Source organism: Kineosporia sp. R_H_3 (assembly GCF_002198675.1).
Classification (GTDB): domain Bacteria; phylum Actinomycetota; class Actinomycetes; order Actinomycetales; family Kineosporiaceae; genus R-H-3.
On sequence record NZ_MWLL01000073.1, the window covers coordinates 1 to 16,155 of the forward strand.

A 16,155-nucleotide genomic window follows, 5' to 3' on the forward strand; every position below is an offset into this window, starting at 1 on the left:
CCCAAACGACCCCCACCCGACCCTGAACGCGACTCGGGGTCACCCTGACCGTGCCTCGGCGCGATCACGAGCCACGAGCCGTCATGGGGCCTCGTCGGCTTGCTGCCAGAACAGTTCAGGCCCCGGGCTCCCGGGGGAGCCACAGGGCCTGTGACCTGCACTTTCTTCGGTGCGCCGTCAGGGACTCGAACCCCGAACCCGCTGATTAAGAGGACGGAACCCGTCGTCCGTGAGCGTGCGGGGCTGGACCAGTGGTAGGCGTTTCCGCAGGCCAGAGGCAGTTTCACCGTGCTGCTGATGTCGGGGTGTCCGACGTGTTGCCAGCAGTCGCGTTATCACCAGGTTTGCAGTCGGCCTCCCCGGACGTGGGCGGCGCGAGTGTTGAGGCGCCTGCGTTCGACGGTAGCCCGGACGTCCCTGGTGGTCGAGAGTCCGGCGGGCAGTTGGTCCTGGAGGAGCGGTTCTCGATCGTCCCGGAGTGGGTGCTGGACGCGGACGTCTCGGACGCGGCGGTTCGGCTGTATGCGGTGCTGTTGCGGTTCGGGTCGTCGTCGGGTCAGCGGATGCCGTCGCGGCGGACGTTGGCGGAGCGGCTGCGGAAGAAGTCGGTCGACTCGGTGGACCGGGCGTTGAAGGAACTCGTCGCGATCGGCGCGGTGGAGGTGACCCGGCGGGTGCGGGACGGGGTGAACCTGACCAACCGGTACCTGGTGCGGAGCACCAGGCCCGGTCGGCCGGACCGGCCGGATCGTGCGGGGCGGGGGAGAGGTGGCCGCACGGATGAGGCCACCCCTGGCCAGAGCGAGTCGGGTCGCGGTGCGCTCGCTGCTGACCGGGTGGTCCGCGGGTCGTGCCGGCGGGGCCGGGGTGGCCGCATGGTTGCGGCTACCCGTGGCCGCACCGGTGCGGCGGGGGTGGCCGCAGGCGTGCGGCTCGACCGAGAGTTCTCTACCGAGATCTCTCCTCCTCCCGGGCCCTCCTCCGGCGACGAGCGGGCGCCGGCCGAGGAGGTGCGTGCTGCCCGCCGCACGCAGGTCCTGGCCCTGATCGGCGTCGAGGACCTGGCGGACGTCGCCGCCGAGTGTGTCCGGTTGCGGCTCGAGCGGGGCCGCTCGGGAGCGCTGTGGACGGCAGACCGGCTCACCGACGTCCTGGCCGCTGCGGTCCTGGACGGCGGCTGGCCGGCCGCGGCAGCGGTCCCGGCCCTGCTCGCTGTTGCCGCGGACCCAGCGACCCGCAGCCCGGCGCGACTGTCCTGCCCGGGTCCCTGGTGGGACACCCAGGCGTCAGCCTCCACGCGGTCGGCGTCGGCGTGCGACGCACTGAGCCTGCTGGAGGCACGGTTGGCCGAGACCGACGGCCGGCGGGTGGCCCTGCAGTGCCGCGCCCGGGACGAGCTCACCGCCGAAGGCACACCCGTGACCAGGGCCTCGGTCCTGCGACGCGCCGTGCAGATCCTCGACATGGAGATCCTCGATCGAGCCGCGGCCGGACACGGCTCGCCAGGAAGGGCGCGACAGGCTGTGGATGACGAACCGCGCCTGTCGCCGCTGCGGCGTAGCCTCGTGTCAGGCGAGGCGACGATCGCGAGGACGGAGGACCTGGTGGACGCAGCACGGGACCTGTTCGGTCGCCCGGTCGTGACCGCGGCCGACCTGGAGGCGATGTCTGCGGAGCAGCGGCAGGTGTCGTTCGACGCCGCGGTCGTCACCGACCTGGACGCGCTACCGGCCGAGTTCGTCGACCAGGCCCGCCGCGACGCCCAGACCGCCCTGGCCCGCCGTGCCACCGATGGTGGGGCTGGGCAGGACACCGGTGGTGGTGGCGCGGCCCGGGCCTCGTGACCGCTCGGCGTGACGTCCGCCCGACCAGCGACTTCTTCGACGACCTGCACCGTCAACTCCCCGCCGAGCGCGGTGAGGACGGCACCCCGTCGCGGACGGACTTCGAGCTGTACGAGCTGCTGGCGATCCTCGACCGGTTCGCCACCGGCTGGGAAGATCTGCCGCCCCTGATCCCCGGCCGTGACGACTACCGGGTCCTGATCGCCACCGGTCGCCTTGTCCGCGCGTACGCAGTGCACGGGCAACTCGCCGCCGACGGTGTCGTCGAGCTGGTGTTCCTGCGCATCGACGTCGGCTCGCAGCTCGGCCGACACGACCTGTAGGTAGCCAGGGGTTGCTCCCGCGACGCGACGACGGGACCGGCGGCAGCCGCGCAGTGAACTGCGGCACGTGACGCAGGACGAGCACTCGCCGGGTCGTCGTTCACCACCGAGCGCTGCGTCCTCGGACGCTTGATCCGTCGAATCGGGTACACGGTGGTGGCGGGGCCGGCGTCTGTGTCCCTCAGTTCGGGATCTTGACGACCTCAAGGGCTCCTGATTAAGTCATCACTTGATTAAGTGAATGCTTGATAAGGGGAGGTCTGATGGATCCGGTGGCGTTCTTCGAGGCGGCCGCGACGCGTGCGGTGGTCCTGGCCGACGCGGTGACCGATGACCAGCTGTCGGCTCAGACGCCGTGCAGCGAGTGGGACGTGCGCGCGCTGCTGGATCATATGCGCGGCGGCGCGCACTACCTCCTTGCTGCGACCGGGCATCCCGGCGAGGGCCTCGCGTCGTACCGGGACGCCGTGGAGCAGTGCCTCGAGGCGCTGCGTGAGCCTGGTGTGCTCGCTCGGACGTGCACCTCCCCGTTGGGCTTCGAGTGGTCCGTCGCCGAGGCTGTGGCCGGGACGTTCATGGACCAGCTGGTGCACAGCTGGGACCTGGCCGTAGCGACCGGTCAGGACCGCAGGCTCGACGTCGGTCTGGTCGACGCGTGCGTGGCGATGTTCCTGCCCGACATGCCCGAGCATGGCCGCGCTGCGGGTCTGGTCGGCCCCGCGGTGCCTGTCGCCGTCGATGCCCCCGCCCAGGACCGGCTGCTGGCTGCGATGGGCCGCACTCCGTGACGCCAGGGGCCGTGCCGCCAGAGTCAGCGACACCGGAACCGTCGGACGCCGTGGGTGAGCCGGACGGTGTGCTGGAGGAGGCGGTGCGCGCGATGGGCCATCCCGGCCGGCGGGCGATGCTCGCCCTGGCGCGCCAGGGGGAGCGGACCGCGACCGAGCTGGCACAGGCCGCAGGGCTGTCCGCTGCCGCGGCCAGTCCCCACCTGAAGCTGCTGCGCCAGACCGGCCTGCTGCACGTCCGGGTCGACGCGCAGCGCCGGCTCTACCGGGCGGACTTCGCCCGGCTCGCGCAGGTCCGCGCCGTCCTCGACGAGGTCTGGGGCGACGCCCTCGACCGCCTCCGAACGGTCGCCGAGCACGACGAGGCAGAAGCCACGCAGCCGCGCGCCGGCGCCCGCGGCCGGCGAGCGGGCGGGGCGTGATGAGCGGACCGGACGACGGCGACGCACCTGCGGGCCTGGGGGTGCGTCTCGTCGACCGCACCGTCGTCGTCGCAGCCCCACCGGAGCGGGTCTACGCACTCCTCACACATGCTGACGGGATCGTGCGCTGGATGGCGCCGCAGGCCCAGGTCGAGGCCGTCGTCGACGGGGTCATCGCCTGGCGGCACGCCAACGGCGACCGGGTCGAGGGCCGGTTCGTGGAGCTCGTCCCGGCCCGACGGGTCGTCTTCACCTACGGCTGGGACCGGCAGGACGTCGGGATCCCCGTCGGGTCGACCCTCGTCGAGATCACCCTGACGCCGCTGCCGTCCGCCGACGGAACCGGCACCGAGCTGCACCTCGTGCACCGCGGCCTGTCCGAGCCGATGGCCAGAGCCCACCACGGCGGCTGGGCCAACTACCTCGCACGCCTCACCGCCGTCGCCGAGGGCCGCGACCCCGGACCCGACCCGCTGGCCGCCGAACGCGTCCCCGCTGCAGGACAACGGGTCGAGCCGTGACCGCCGACGACGCGAGGGCGCTCTGGGACGACGTCAGCGGCTCGCAGCGCCAGGATCCCGACGTCGCGGGCTCGACGATGATGGGTCTGCCCTGCCTGCGCGTCGCCGGCGCGTTCTTCGCCGCCTGGGGTCCACGCACCGGCGACCTGCTCGTCAAGCTGTCCGCCCTCCCGGTGGATGCCCTCGTCGACTCCGGCCACGCCCACTCCTTCGCACCGGCCGGCCGCCGGTTCCGCGCCTGGGCCGCGATCCCCGCCACCCGAGCAGCCAGTTGGCCCGGGCTGGTGGATGAGGCCCTGCGCCACGTCCGCGACAGCACCGGACCCGCATCTGACGGCGCGCGCTGACACACCTGTCGAGCCGGCTGGCTCTGCCAGGGGATTGCCAGGTCCGATAGCTGCAGACCGTCGACAACGCTTCACCGATCCATTAACGTTCACCGCAAGGTGAACCAAGGAGGTCGGCGGCGTGCGCGACGGTCCGGCCCAGGACGACGTGTCGGACGACGTCCTGGACGGCGTCCTCGTGGCCCTGGCCAACCCGCACCGCCGCGACATCGTCTACCTCGTCGGCCTGCAGCCCAGGGCGGTCAGCGAGCTCGCCCGGCACCGCGGGCTGTCGCTGCCCGCGATCCACAAGCACATCAGCATCCTCGTCGACGCCGGGCTGGTCGTCCGGCACAAGCGCGGGCGCACCACCTACCTCACGCTCAACCGTCGACCCCTGGCACAGCTGCAGGACTGGGTCGGCCAGTTCCACACCTACTGGGGCGCCGACCGCGCCACCTACGACAACTACGCCCGACACCTCGGCATCGACGCCCCGGACCCCGACCCGGACCCCGGCGGGGACGCCGGGGCCGGGACCGACACCCCATCAGGGAGCCAGCCATGAAGAAGTTCCTCGTCCTCACCTACGGTTTCACCACCCCGACCCCCGAGGTCCAGACCGCCTGGGGCGCATGGTTCGCCGCCGCCGGGCCGCACCTCGTCGACCCCGGAAGCCCTTTCGGGCGCGGCGTCGAGCTCACCCCGTCCGGCCGCACCGACCTCACCCTGGACTCGCCCGAACCCCTGGTCGGCTACTGCATCCTCAACGCCGACAGCCTCGCCGACGCCGAGAAGCTCGTCGCCACGATGCCGATCATCGACAGCGTCCGGGTCTACGAGGCGCACTCGATGTAGCCTCGGCGCCGACCGGTCAGCGCCGACCTCGACCAGTTGACCGGTGCGGGGTGGACTTGGCCGGTCCCGGGCGTCTCCAGGTCCAGTCCTGTAGGCGAACGTCATGGCCGCATGGTGACCACTCGCGCCCGGTCGGCGCGTTCGGCGACGAGGCGCAGGAGCGGCAGGCCCAGTTCGGCCCGGTCGGTGACGTACCGCGCGAGCCGTTCCTCGGCCTTGCGTAGCTGCCGGGCGGTGCGTCCGGGGGTGTAGAGCGCGGAGACGGCCAGGCGGACGTCGTCCGGCGACGTCAGCGGGAAGGGGAACCGGTGTCGGTGCATGGCCTGGACGGTGAGGCCGGCGTGGCCGAGCGCTGCCTTCAGTCGGCGTCCGCCGAGCCGCTGCGGCATCGAGCCGGGGCCGCGCAGGGCTGCCGCGAGGGCGGCGGTCGGGCGGACGTCGCGCGGCGCGATCGGGCCGAGGGCCGGCAGCAGCAGCGCGAACCGGCCGCCGGGGCGGAGCACCCGCGCGACCTCGCGGACCGCGTCGTCCACCGGTTGCACGAGCATGAGGCCCATCGAGCACACGACGGTGTCGACGCAGGAGTCCGGCAGCGGCAGCCATCGGGCGTCGGCCAGACCGACGGGGCCCCGTCCGCGTGCCCGGGCGAGGGCGAGCTCGGCGGTGCTCAGGTCGAGCCCGAGGTAGCTGTCGTGCTGGAGCCGGTCGAACATCGGGGCGCTGCCGCAGGCTAGGTCGAGCACGGCGCCGACCGGGCCGGGCAGGGCGGCGGCCAGCCAGTCGTGCGGCGTCCCGAGGGCGCCGTCGCGGGCGTGCTCGAACGCGGTCTCGGTGATCCCGGGGTTGCCGGCGTGGTACCGCGCGACGTAGGCCGCCCACCGGTCGTGGGCGCGGCTCACTGAGTCCTTGCCCGCCCGCTGCACGCCACAGCAACCCCGGCCGCGGCGGCACGTATTCCGCCCCGGGAAGGACACGCGGCCGGCGTGGGTTCCACACGCATGACCCGACGGCGTCACCCGCGAACGTGTGCCAGCACACAGAACTCGCCGGGTGCGGCTCCTAGCGTCGCGGTGAGGCGTCCGTCGGGGATGCCGGTGAGGAGTGCGTGCGATGTCGACGACCGCTCAGCGTCCGACGACGATGATGGGGATCTCCGTGCCGCAGGTCGGTGCGGGGGTCGCCGGGGGCCTGGCCGGGGGCCTGGTCTTCGGTCTCATGATGCAGATGATGGGCATGATGGCGATGGTCGCCCAGCTCGTGGGGTCGACGGCGGTCGCGGTCGGCTGGGTGGCGCACCTGGCGATCTCGGCGTTCATCGGGGCGTCGTTCACTGTGCTGGGGGCGCGGTTCCTCGGTGGCCTGGTGACGGGGCTGGTGGCGGGCGCGGTGTACGGGATGGTGTGGTGGGTCCTGGGGCCGTTGCTGCTCATGCCGGCCAGGCTGGGGATGCCGCTGTTCACGATCGACGCGATGGCGTGGAAGAGCCTCATGGGTCACGTGGTGTTCGGCATGGTCCTCGGGGCTGTCGCCGCGGTCGCGGTGCGCCGCACCCGATGACGTCGGCCGTGCGGAAGGCTCGATGATGCCGGGCTCCGAGGACAGCCGCGCGCGCGACGTCGTCGACGTCGCGCGCGCGTGGCGGCTGTCGGAGATGGACCTGTTCGCCGACCTCTCGGACGCCGAGATGCAGGCGATCGCCGAGGCGGCACCGATGCGTGAGGTGCCGCGGGGGGCGCTGCTCTACGCACCGCACCGGCCGGTCGACGTGCTGTTCATCGTCAAGGCAGGTCGGGTCAGGGTCTACCGGACGGCGGTCGACGGCCGCAGCCTGACCACGGCCATCGTCACCCCTGGGCAGCTGTTCGGGCAGATGCCCGCACTCGGGCAGCGGATGGACGACGCGTACGCGGAGATGCTCGAGGCCGGCGTCTTGTGCGTGATGAACCGGTCCGACGTGCAGCGGCTGCTCTTCGCCGACGCCCGGATCGTCGCTCGCGTCACCGCCCTGCTCGGGTCGCGGATCGCCGAGCTCGAGACCCGGCTCACCGACACGGCCCTGAAGACGGTGCCGGCCAGGATCTGCTCGGCGCTGGCCACCATCGCCGGATCACCGCCTACGCCCGTCCGGTTGACGCACGACCAGATCGCCGACCTCGTCGGCACCACCCGCGAGACGACGACCAAGGTGCTCGGGGACCTGCGGGACAGGCACTACATCCGGCTGCGCCGGGGGCGGATCGACGTCCTCGACCCGCTCGCCGTCCTCGAGCTCGCGGACCGCCTCGACACCCGGACCTGACCGCTGACGCCGTGACGACGACGCGACGAACCCGGGTGCCGGGCGGTCCGTCGCCTGCCGGTCCGGGAAGGGGACGGCGGCGGGCCGGGTTCCCGGTGCATGGACATCGACACGCTCCGGTGGGCGCGGTGGCGGGACTGCCGGTGGGCGGCGGCCAGGATCCAGGCCGCCCTCGATGACGACCCGGACGGTCGCCTCGACCTCTGGGACCTCGAACGCCTGGTCAGCCACCTCGCGCAGTGCCGGCGCTGCCGCTCGATGACCGCGGACTACCAGCGGCTCGCCGCCTCGCTGGACCGGATCGCCGCCCGCAGCGGTCCCGACCCCGCTGTCGTGCGTCGCCTGCAGCACGTGGCTGTGGTTCATCCCCACGAGGAGACTCCGTGACCGCGTCCGACCCCGCCGCCCTCCCCGCGCCGCCTCCGGGCGGCTGGGACCTCCTGGTCGTCGGCGGCGGCACCGCCGGCATCGTCGCGGCGAAGACCGCCGCCGGGTTCGGGGCTTCGGTGCTGCTCGTCGAGCGGGAGCGGATGGGCGGAGACTGCCTGTGGACCGGGTGCGTCCCCAGCAAGGCGCTCCTCTCCGCGGCCGCGACCGCGGCATCAGCACGCCGCTCCGGCACGCACGGGGTGCACACCGGTGTCGTGGAGGTCGACTTCCCGGCGGTGATGAAGCATGTTCGGGCCGCGGTGGCGACGATCGAGCCGGCCGACTCCGTCGAGACGATGGAGGCGGCCGGCGTGCGGGTGGTCGCAGGGGATCTGACGTTCACGGGGCGACGGACCGCCTGGGTCGGGGGCGTGGACGTCCCGTTCCGGCAGGCGGTCCTGGCGATGGGTGCCTCGCCCGCGGTGCCGCCCGTGCCGGGCCTCGCGGAGGCCGTGGCGACCGGGCACGCGCTGACGAGCGACACCGTCTGGGACCTCGCCGACCTGCCGGAGCGCCTCGTCGTGCTCGGCGGGGGCAGCATCGGCTGCGAGCTCGGCCAGGCCTTCGCCCGGCTCGGCGCCACGGTGACGGTCGTCGAGGCCGCCCCAGGGCTGCTGCCCCGTGAGGACCTCGACGCCGCCGCAGTGGTGACGGATGCCTTGCGCGAGGACGGCGTCACCGTGCTGACCGGCGCCGCGGTGCGCCAGGTGCTGCCCGACGGTCCGGCGTCGGGCCGCCTGGTGCTCGACGGTGACGTCGAGGTGGCCTACGACCGGCTCCTGGTCGCGGTCGGCCGCACCCCGCGGACCGCGGGGCTCGGCCTGGAGACGGCGGGTGTGCGCGTCGACCGCCGCGGGTTCGTCCAGTTGGACAAGGCGCTGCGGACGAACAACCCACGGATCTGGGCCGCCGGGGACATCACCGGGCACCCGCAGTTCACCCACACGGCCGGGGTGCACGCGAGCACCGCGGCCTCGAACGCCGTGCTGGGGCTGCACCGGGCGGCGCAGACGACGGCGATCCCACGGGTGACGTTCACCGACCCCGAGGTCGCCGCGGTCGGGGTGCCCGCGACGGACGCCGACGGCCGCCCGGGGTGGCGGGTGGTGACCCGGCGCCACGACGAGGTCGACCGCGCGGTCGCCGAGGCAGACACCGCAGGCTTCGCCCGGCTCGTGCTCGACGGCAAGGGGCGCGTCCGCGGTGCCACCGTCGTGGGGCCGCGGGCGGGCGAGTCGCTCGCCGAGCTCGTGCTCGCCGTCCGGCTCGGTCTGCGCAGCCGTGACCTCGCCGGCACCGTGCACGCGTACCCGACGTACGGCGACGGGCCGTGGAACGCGGCGATCGCCGACGTCCGGGCCCAGCTCGCGACGCCGCGGGCCGCACGGGCGGTCGGGGTCCTCGTCGGGCTGCGTCGCCGCTGGCTCGGCCTGCGGGGCTGAGCGGGCTCCGCACGTCACCGAGGCCACGCCGGCGACCGTCAGCGCAGCGCGCGGTACCCGGCCCAGATCCGGTGCGCCGCGCTGATCCCGACGACGACGGCCCAGACCGTGGCGACCCGGCCGGCGGCCGCAGGCACCAGGCACCACAGGGCGTGGACGGCGACCGTCTCGGTACCCTCGGCGAGGCCGCCGAGGAACGACAGGGAGCGCCCGTCGTCGATCGTCCGGCCGGTGCGCTCGGCGACCGAGGAGAACGCGAGGAACACCGACCCGTTGACGTAGTAGGCGAGCAGCACGGCGACGAACGGCCACGGGGACCCGCCCGCGCCGACGGCGACCCCGACGACGGTCGTGCCGTAGACGACGAAGTCGGCGCTGATGTCGAGGAAGCCCCCGGCCTGCGACGGCGGCCGGGCGCCGTCGCCGGACGGCGCGCGGGATGCCGCGAGGCGCCGGGCCAGCGGGCCGTCGAGACCGTCCGCCAACCGGGACGCCAGCCACAGAGCCAGGGCCACCGTCCACCACCGCTGCGCCGCCGCGGCGGCGCTCGCCAGACCGACGACGAGCCCGACGACCGTCATCCGGTCCGGGGTCATCCAGCCGACCCGGGTGAGCCCGCCGGCGACCGCGTCCAGGGGCCGCTCGAGGACGCGGCGCGCCGTGGCGTCGAGCATCAGGCGCCGTCCGTGCCCGAGGCTGTCCCGGCGGGCGGCCCGGCGGGCGGCATGCGGTGCCGGCGCCCGGCGACCCAGCCGCCGAGCGAGAGCGCGCCGAGGACGACGACGGACAGCGCGAACTGCCACGACCGCGGTGCCGTGCCGTAGTGCCCGAGTGCGACGAACGCGACGGTGCCGGGGACGATGCCGACGGCGGTGCCGAGCAGGTAGTCACGGAACCGGACGCCGAGCAGCCCGCTGCCGTAGTTGACGGCGGTGAACGGGAAGACAGGTACGAGCCGGACCGCGACGACCGCGAGCACACCGCGGCGCTCGAGGACCTGGTCCAGGCGGTCCAGCCGACGGCCGGTGAGACGCCGGACGCCGTCACGGCCCAGTGCCCGGCCGAGCCAGAACGCGGCGACCGCACCGAGCAGGGCGGCGACGAGCACGAGCCCGGTGCCGGCGACGATGCCGAAGACCACCCCGGCTGCCGCGCTGAGCACGTTCTTCGGCAGCGGTGCGAGGGTCGCGAGGGCGTAGACGACGACGAAGAGCACCGGCCCGGCGGTGCCGGCGTCCGCGACGAGGGCCTTCAGCGAGTCGACGTCGGGCACCCCGCGGACCGCGACCACCGCCGCCGCGCCGCCGACGATGAGCAGCAGCACCGCCAGTCGGAGCCAGACCCCGCGGGACGGGTCGCCCGCCGCATCGTCCGGCACGTCCTCCGGCCCGGCCTGCGGCGGGCTCAGCGGACCTCCACCAGCGGCAGGAGCCGGCGCAGTCCCGCGTTCTCGACCGGGTCGAGCACCGCGTGCTGGGCGCACGCCGGGACCAGCTTCCCCGTCTCCGGGTGGGCCATCGTGTACATGCACGCCCGCAGTCTCTCCTGCGTCGCGGTCACGTCCGGGTCGGCGCTCGTCTCACCACGTTCGAGGAGGTCCCAGGCCGGGGCGACCTGGGCGGCGTCCATGAACGCGTGGACGACGAACGTCATCGGCCGCACGTGACGGCGGGTGAGGGCGGGCAGCAGTCGGCGCAGGCCGCCCGCGCGGTGCAGCAGCGACCGGCCGTAGCGCAGACCGACGACGAGGTCGGCGGGGTGCGCGGCGAGCACCCGGGCCAGCTTGGCGAGGAGCAGCACCGGTGGCGTGCCACCGAAGTTCACTCCACCGAGGTGGGCGTAGAAGCGGTCCCGCGCCACGGCGTCCAGCGGTTCCTGCTCGTCCATGAGCGGCACCCATCGTGTCCCGACGAGCAGCCCGAACGCCGTCCGGTTGCAGCGCCGGTCGCCGAGCTGGATGCCGGCCCAGGGGAGCCGGGTCCCGGCGCCGCGCTCCATCTGCGCCCAGACGGCGTCGATGTCGAGGGTGCGGTAGCCCTCCTTCCAGCGGCGGTCGTCGCCGAGGAACGCCGCGGGCTGGAACGACATCATCTGGTACCCCATGGGCAGCACCGCGGCGACGACCTCGGCGACCTGGTCGAGGTTGGCCGGGGTGACGGTCATGTTGTGCGCCAGGTAGGAGCGGACGCCGAGCTCACGACGCAGCGCCGCGAACATGTCCGCGAACCGCTGCCGGAAGAGGTGCAGCTCGGCCTCGGACCGCGGGCGGGGGATGCCCCGGCGGCCGCGCATGAGGGAGTCCATGTGCGCGGCGAACGACACCCGCCGCAGCCGGACCCGACCGGTCGCGTCGGTGACGAGACACCGCAGGTAGTCGGCGTCGAAGTCCCCGTGCGTCATGGACATCGGCTCACGACCGTGCCGGCGCATCGACAGCAGGGCGGCGGCGTGGTCGTCCGGCGCGAGTAGGCTCACCTCGCCGCCGATGAGCTGGGCGTGCGCGCGCGGCCCGCGCTGCTCACGCAGGAACGCCATCTGCCGGTCCACCTCGGCGAGGGTGTGCGCGCCGTCGACCCGCACCTTGTTCGCGTCCTTCGAGTGGTAGCACGGCGTGCACGTCAGGTCGCACCTCGGGAAGACGCCGTGCGTCCCCTCGCACCCGATCGCGTGCCTGCCGAGGGACTGCTCCGGGGTGCGCGCGTGCTCGGGGAGGTCGGCCCAGCGCCGGTCGAGCGCGGCCCGGGTCTGCGGGTGCACCGGCTGGGTCGCCTCGAGCAGGCGCCAGGCGGTCCGTCGTACTTGCACGTGCGGCTCCTCGGGGCAGGGTCAGTCGGGCAGGACGTGCCCGTGGCCGGGCGGTAGCGCGACGCGGACCAGGTCGCCGGGCGCGGCCTTGAGGGTCGGCGGGGTGACCGCGTGCAGGACGGCGTCGCCGACGTGCAGGTCGAGCTCCCACGAGGTGCCGCGGTACCTGGCGTCGGTCACGGTCGCGGCCAGCCCGGCGGCGTCCGGGTCGAGGTCGACGACGAGGGACTCCTGGCGGACGGCGAGGGTCGCGGGGCCGTCCGGGGCGCCGGTCGGGACGCGCCCGAGCGGGCCCGTCCACACGCCGTCGCGGACGACTCCGGGGACGAGGTTGGCGGTGCCGAGGAAGCGCGCGACCGGCAGCGACGCCGGCCGCTCGTAGAGCTCCTGCGGTGTCCCGTCCTGCGCGACCCGGCCGCCCAGCAGGACGGCGACCCGGTCGGAGAGGGACGCCGCCTCCTCCTGGTCGTGGGTGACGAACAGTGTCGTCAGGCGCAGCTCGCGCTGGACGGCCCGGACCAGGCCGCGCATCTCCTCGCGCAGGCCGGCGTCCAGCTGGGACAGCGGCTCGTCGAGGAGCAGGACGCGCGGCCGGACGACGAGCGCCCGGGCCAACGCCACGCGCTGCTCCTGGCCGCCGGACAGCTGGGCCGGACGCCGTGACCCGAGCCCGGACAGGTGCACCAGGTCCAGCATGTCGGCGACCCGGCGCCTGGTCGTCGTCCGGTCGACGCCCTGCATCCGCAGCCCGAAGGCGACGTTCCCGGCGACGTCGAGGTGCGGGAACAGCAGCGGCTGCTGGAAGACCACTGCGACCTCGCGCCGGTGGGTGGGCACCGTGAGGACGGACCGGCCGGCGACGCGAACGTCCCCGCCGGTCGGGGCGAGCAGCCCTGCGAGCAGGCGCAGGGCCGTCGTCTTGCCGCAGCCGGACGGGCCGAGCAGCGACGTGAGCGTGCCCGGCTCGACGGCGAGGTCGAAGCCGTCGAGGACCGGCGGCCCGCCGCGGTCATACCGGGCGACGACGGCGTCGAAGCGCACACCCGCGGATGGATCCTCCTGCTGCCGAACGGGTCCGGTCACGGGTCAGGCCCTCCCGAGGGCTGCGAGCGTCTCACCCGAACCGGTCGATGCTCCGGCGCCGGTGAGCGCCCGGGCGGTGACGCCGACGAGCAGCAGCGGCGGGACGCTCACGACCAGGGCGAGGGCGGCGGCGAGCGCGGTGTCCCCGGAACCGATGGCGGAGAACAGCAGCAGCGGCAGCGTCGTCACGCTGCCGCCCCCGACGAGCAGCGTCAGGACGTACTCGTTCCAGGAGATGAGGAACGTCAGCATCATCGCGACCGTCAGCGCCGGCCGCAGCGCCGGGAGGGTGACGTGGACCAGCACCCGCAGCGGGCTGGTGCCGAGCACCCGGGCCTGGTCCTCGAACGCCGTGTCGAACCGGGTGTACGCCGCGGCCAGCACCAGCGTCGCGTACGGGGTCGCGGGGATGAGGTGGGCCAGGACGACGCCCGGCACGGTGTCAGCGAGCCGGTAGTGGATGAACACCACCTGGATGCCGAGGCTCACGGTGATGCCCGGGACGACGACCGGGGCCAGGAGAGCGAACCGCACGAACCCCTTGCCGGGGAACGAGTGCAGGCCGAGCGCGCGGCCCGCGGCCAGCCCGACCGCCCCGGACACCACGGCGACCGTCGCAGCGATGCCGGCGGAGGTGACGAGCCCGGAGAGGATCTGCGAGCCGGGATCGGTCACGACCCGGACTGCGCGGTCGCCGAACGACTGCGGCCACAGTGCCGGGTACCGCCACGTCCTGGTGACCGACCAGACGGCCAGCAGCACCAGCGGTGCGAGCAGCCCGGCGAGCAGGCCCGTGACGAGCAGCGGCGCACCGACGGCCCGCCTCACCGGGCGGTCCCGAGCCGGTCGAGCAGCCGCAGGTACACCGCCACGAGCGCGGTGACCGCGACGGCGAGGACGACGCCGATCGCGACCGCCTGCGGGCGCACCGCGAGGTCGGTGTCGGTGAACCGCTGGTAGGCGACAACGGCCAGCGGCGCCGGGTACGGCCGCCCGAGGACCGCGGGGACCTCGTACGACCCGAACGTGAACGCGAGGACGACGACCGACGCCGCCCCGACGGCAGGTGCGACAAGCGGCAGCACGACGTGGCGGAACCGTTGCCAGGGGCGGGCTCCGAGCGTGGCGGCGACGTCCTGGAGGGGAGCCACGCCGCGGGCCAGGGCGGTGAGCGCCACGATGGTGACGAAGGGGGTCTCCTTCCACAGGTACTCGGCGAGCACGGCCCAGCCGAACCTGTCCTGCGTCAGTGCCGGGAAGTCCGCCGGTGACGAGGTCAGCCCGGCGGCGTACGCGAGCCGGGAGAGCAGGCCGCTCTGCGAGAGCATGAGGCTCATGGCGAGGGCGCCGACGAGATGAGGGACCGGGAGCCCGACCTGCAGGACCGCGGTGAGCAGGCGGCGCCCGCGGCGCGTCGAGTGCACGAGCATGGCGATCCCCAGGGCGAGCACCGCCGAGCCGGCGGTCGCGAGGACCGACATCCGCAGCGTCAGCACGAACGAGGCCCGGACCGCGCGGTCGTCGAGAAGCCCGGTGTAGGCGTCGGTCGTCCAAGACCAGCCCGGCAGGTACGGCTGGTAGCCCAGGCTCTGGAGCAGCCCGAGCCCCAGCCCGGTCCCGAAGAGCCCGACGACGACGAGCAGCGCCGGGGCCAGGAGCACGGCGACGCGCAGGCCCGCGCGCCGGGCGGCCCGCTGCTCGGTGTCCGGACCGGCCGCGCTCATCGTTGCTGGACCTCGCTGACCCAGTCCTTCTCCAGCCGGGTCACCCAGGACGCCTGCATCTCCGGGACGGCGGCCTCGGCGAGCACGGTCGTCGGCAGCTCCGCGGCGGGCACCGGGATCGCCGCGAACCGGGCGGCGAAGTCACCGGCCTTCGTCGTGTCGATCGCCGGGTCGTACCCGGGTGGGTTGACCTTCTTCTCGTACTGGGCCGCGGGGGACTGCAGGAGGTCCGCGAGGACCATCGCCGCCGCCTGGTGCGGGCTGTTCTTCGGGATCGCGAGGAAGTTCGCGTTGCCGATGCTGCCGCCGGAGAAGACCGCCGACCGGGTCGTGGCGGGCAGCCGGCCCTGCGCCACCTGGGTGCCGAGACCACCCACCCCGTAGGTGAAGTACGCGTCGATCTCGGCGTCCGCGAAGAGCTTCGCGACCGCCTCCTGGGAGGCGGGGTAGGTGTCGCCGCCCCGCCACAGGCTCGGTCCGAGCGCAGTGAGCCGGGACCACAGGCGCGGTGCCAGCCCGTCGTACCGGGTCTGGTCGAAGCTGCCCTGCAGACCCTGGTAGCCGCCCGCCTCGTCGTACGCGAAGGTCCGCACGACCATCGAGCCGGTGAAGTCCGGGGGAGCCGGGTAGGTGAACCGCCCGGGGTGGGCCCGCACCCACTGCTCGAAGGCCGCGAGCGACCCGACGTCCGCGGCGCTGACCTTCGCCGAGTCGTAGACGAGGGCGGACGTCGTGGTGTTCCAGGCCGCCTCGCAGTCCTCGACCGGGCGGCCGAAGTCGTTGGCGATAGCCGGGTCGGCGAGGTCGACGTAGCGGGCGTTCGGCAGCCGCGACGGCCACCCGCAGGCCCACAGGTCCGCCTGCCGGCCGGTCGCGAAGTTCTCGCCGTTGACCCAGACCAGGTCGACCGACCCGTCCGACGTCCGGCCCGCCTGACGCTCACCGAGGATCTTGTTCACCGCGTCGACGGTGTCGGCGATCTTCACCTGGCGCACCGTCACGCCGACTTTCGCGGCCTCGCGGGACACCCAGCCGTCGACGTACCGGTTGAGGCCTTCGTCGCCGCCCCACATGTACCAGTTGACCGTCTGGCCCTTCGCCTCGGCGAGGACGTCGGCCCAGCGCGCGGGGACGGACGCGGACGACGTCGCGGGGACCGTGGACCCCGTCGAGCAGGCGCCGAGGAGCAGCAGAGCGGCGACCGACCAGGTCGTGCGGAGCAGGCGGACAGGCACTGAGGTCCCTTCACGGATCGGCGGGCGGTCCGGGAACCCGGTCCGGGCAGGCTGCC

The 16,155-nt window shown here is 74.0% G+C and carries 20 protein-coding genes; 12 read left to right on the plus strand and 8 right to left on the minus strand.

Going from position 1 to position 16,155, the window contains the following annotated elements; genetic code table 11:
• The first annotated feature begins 305 nt into the window (after nucleotides 1-305).
• The 8 genes from ECOMGDLI_RS04245 (at nucleotide 306) to ECOMGDLI_RS04280 (ending at nucleotide 5,082) form a co-directional block, all read left to right on the plus strand.
• On the plus strand, nucleotides 306-1,844 hold the full coding sequence (locus tag ECOMGDLI_RS04245) for a helix-turn-helix domain-containing protein (RefSeq protein WP_143447508.1): 1,539 nt from the start codon (nucleotides 306-308) through the stop codon (nucleotides 1,842-1,844).
• Nucleotides 1,841-2,167, plus strand: coding sequence for a hypothetical protein (locus ECOMGDLI_RS04250; RefSeq protein ID WP_088314157.1), 327 nt, complete (start codon nucleotides 1,841-1,843; stop codon nucleotides 2,165-2,167). Before ECOMGDLI_RS04245 ends, ECOMGDLI_RS04250 begins: the two co-directional genes overlap by 4 nt.
• 263 nt (nucleotides 2,168-2,430) lie before the next feature.
• Nucleotides 2,431-2,955, plus strand: coding sequence for a TIGR03086 family metal-binding protein (locus ECOMGDLI_RS04255; protein WP_088314160.1), 525 nt, complete (start codon nucleotides 2,431-2,433; stop codon nucleotides 2,953-2,955).
• A 50-nt stretch (nucleotides 2,956-3,005) separates the two neighbouring features.
• The gene (locus ECOMGDLI_RS04260) at nucleotides 3,006-3,377 is read left to right on the plus strand and encodes a helix-turn-helix transcriptional regulator (protein ID WP_198954537.1); all 372 of its coding nucleotides are present in this window, start codon (nucleotides 3,006-3,008) and stop codon (nucleotides 3,375-3,377) included.
• Nucleotides 3,377-3,898, plus strand: a complete 522-nt coding sequence (locus ECOMGDLI_RS04265) for an SRPBCC domain-containing protein (RefSeq protein WP_198954538.1) — start codon at nucleotides 3,377-3,379, stop codon at nucleotides 3,896-3,898. The genes ECOMGDLI_RS04260 and ECOMGDLI_RS04265 overlap by 1 nt, the downstream gene beginning before the upstream one ends.
• Complete coding sequence (locus tag ECOMGDLI_RS04270; RefSeq protein WP_088314165.1) at nucleotides 3,895-4,245, plus strand: hypothetical protein; 351 nt, start codon at nucleotides 3,895-3,897, stop codon at nucleotides 4,243-4,245. Before ECOMGDLI_RS04265 ends, ECOMGDLI_RS04270 begins: the two co-directional genes overlap by 4 nt.
• A gap of 121 nt (nucleotides 4,246-4,366) precedes the next feature.
• On the plus strand, nucleotides 4,367-4,792 hold the full coding sequence (locus ECOMGDLI_RS04275; RefSeq protein WP_088314168.1) for a helix-turn-helix transcriptional regulator: 426 nt from the start codon (nucleotides 4,367-4,369) through the stop codon (nucleotides 4,790-4,792).
• Nucleotides 4,789-5,082, plus strand: coding sequence for a hypothetical protein (locus ECOMGDLI_RS04280; RefSeq protein ID WP_088314171.1), 294 nt, complete (start codon nucleotides 4,789-4,791; stop codon nucleotides 5,080-5,082). Before ECOMGDLI_RS04275 ends, ECOMGDLI_RS04280 begins: the two co-directional genes overlap by 4 nt.
• A gap of 101 nt (nucleotides 5,083-5,183) precedes the next feature.
• On the opposite strand, the gene ECOMGDLI_RS04285 is transcribed toward ECOMGDLI_RS04280, so the two are convergent.
• Entirely contained in the window at nucleotides 5,184-5,981 is a 798-nt protein-coding gene (locus tag ECOMGDLI_RS04285) for a class I SAM-dependent methyltransferase (RefSeq protein ID WP_088314173.1), read from the minus strand.
• 211 nt (nucleotides 5,982-6,192) lie between these two features.
• Between ECOMGDLI_RS04285 and ECOMGDLI_RS04290 the strand changes: the two genes are divergently transcribed.
• From ECOMGDLI_RS04290 to ECOMGDLI_RS04305, 4 genes are all read left to right on the plus strand, one after another.
• Nucleotides 6,193-6,639, plus strand: coding sequence for a hypothetical protein (locus ECOMGDLI_RS04290; protein WP_088314176.1), 447 nt, complete (start codon nucleotides 6,193-6,195; stop codon nucleotides 6,637-6,639).
• Nucleotides 6,640-6,661: 22 nt separating this feature from the next.
• Nucleotides 6,662-7,381: a Crp/Fnr family transcriptional regulator gene (locus tag ECOMGDLI_RS04295; protein WP_198954539.1), complete on the plus strand. Its 720-nt coding sequence runs from the start codon at nucleotides 6,662-6,664 to the stop codon at nucleotides 7,379-7,381.
• A gap of 99 nt (nucleotides 7,382-7,480) precedes the next feature.
• The gene (locus ECOMGDLI_RS04300; protein ID WP_088314179.1) at nucleotides 7,481-7,768 is read left to right on the plus strand and encodes a zf-HC2 domain-containing protein; all 288 of its coding nucleotides are present in this window, start codon (nucleotides 7,481-7,483) and stop codon (nucleotides 7,766-7,768) included.
• Nucleotides 7,765-9,252 carry an NAD(P)/FAD-dependent oxidoreductase gene (locus ECOMGDLI_RS04305; protein ID WP_198954540.1) on the plus strand — a complete coding sequence of 496 codons (1,488 nt, stop codon included), beginning with the start codon at nucleotides 7,765-7,767 and terminating at the stop codon, nucleotides 9,250-9,252. Before ECOMGDLI_RS04300 ends, ECOMGDLI_RS04305 begins: the two co-directional genes overlap by 4 nt.
• 38 nt (nucleotides 9,253-9,290) lie before the next feature.
• Here the strand turns inward: ECOMGDLI_RS04305 and ECOMGDLI_RS04310 are convergent, their stop codons facing one another.
• The 7 genes from ECOMGDLI_RS04310 to ECOMGDLI_RS04340 are packed head-to-tail and all read right to left on the minus strand — an operon-like array spanning nucleotide 9,291 to nucleotide 16,099.
• Complete coding sequence (locus tag ECOMGDLI_RS04310; RefSeq protein WP_088314182.1) at nucleotides 9,291-9,926, minus strand: CDP-alcohol phosphatidyltransferase family protein; 636 nt, start codon at nucleotides 9,924-9,926, stop codon at nucleotides 9,291-9,293.
• Nucleotides 9,926-10,630: a TVP38/TMEM64 family protein gene (locus ECOMGDLI_RS04315; RefSeq protein WP_158220894.1), complete on the minus strand. Its 705-nt coding sequence runs from the start codon at nucleotides 10,628-10,630 to the stop codon at nucleotides 9,926-9,928. The genes ECOMGDLI_RS04310 and ECOMGDLI_RS04315 overlap by 1 nt, the downstream gene beginning before the upstream one ends.
• A gap of 26 nt (nucleotides 10,631-10,656) precedes the next feature.
• The gene (locus ECOMGDLI_RS04320) at nucleotides 10,657-12,057 is read right to left on the minus strand and encodes a radical SAM domain-containing protein (protein WP_088314187.1); all 1,401 of its coding nucleotides are present in this window, start codon (nucleotides 12,055-12,057) and stop codon (nucleotides 10,657-10,659) included.
• A gap of 21 nt (nucleotides 12,058-12,078) precedes the next feature.
• Nucleotides 12,079-13,098, minus strand: coding sequence for an ABC transporter ATP-binding protein (locus tag ECOMGDLI_RS04325; RefSeq protein ID WP_088314190.1), 1,020 nt, complete (start codon nucleotides 13,096-13,098; stop codon nucleotides 12,079-12,081).
• Between the two features lie 45 nt (nucleotides 13,099-13,143).
• A complete protein-coding gene (locus ECOMGDLI_RS04330; RefSeq protein ID WP_088314194.1) occupies nucleotides 13,144-13,968 on the minus strand; it encodes an ABC transporter permease in 825 nt (274 codons plus the stop codon).
• Entirely contained in the window at nucleotides 13,965-14,864 is a 900-nt protein-coding gene (locus ECOMGDLI_RS04335) for an ABC transporter permease (RefSeq protein WP_088314197.1), read from the minus strand. The genes ECOMGDLI_RS04330 and ECOMGDLI_RS04335 overlap by 4 nt, the downstream gene beginning before the upstream one ends.
• Nucleotides 14,861-16,099 carry an ABC transporter substrate-binding protein gene (locus tag ECOMGDLI_RS04340; RefSeq protein WP_158220895.1) on the minus strand — a complete coding sequence of 413 codons (1,239 nt, stop codon included), beginning with the start codon at nucleotides 16,097-16,099 and terminating at the stop codon, nucleotides 14,861-14,863. The genes ECOMGDLI_RS04335 and ECOMGDLI_RS04340 overlap by 4 nt, the downstream gene beginning before the upstream one ends.
• Nucleotides 16,100-16,155 lie beyond the last annotated feature (56 nt).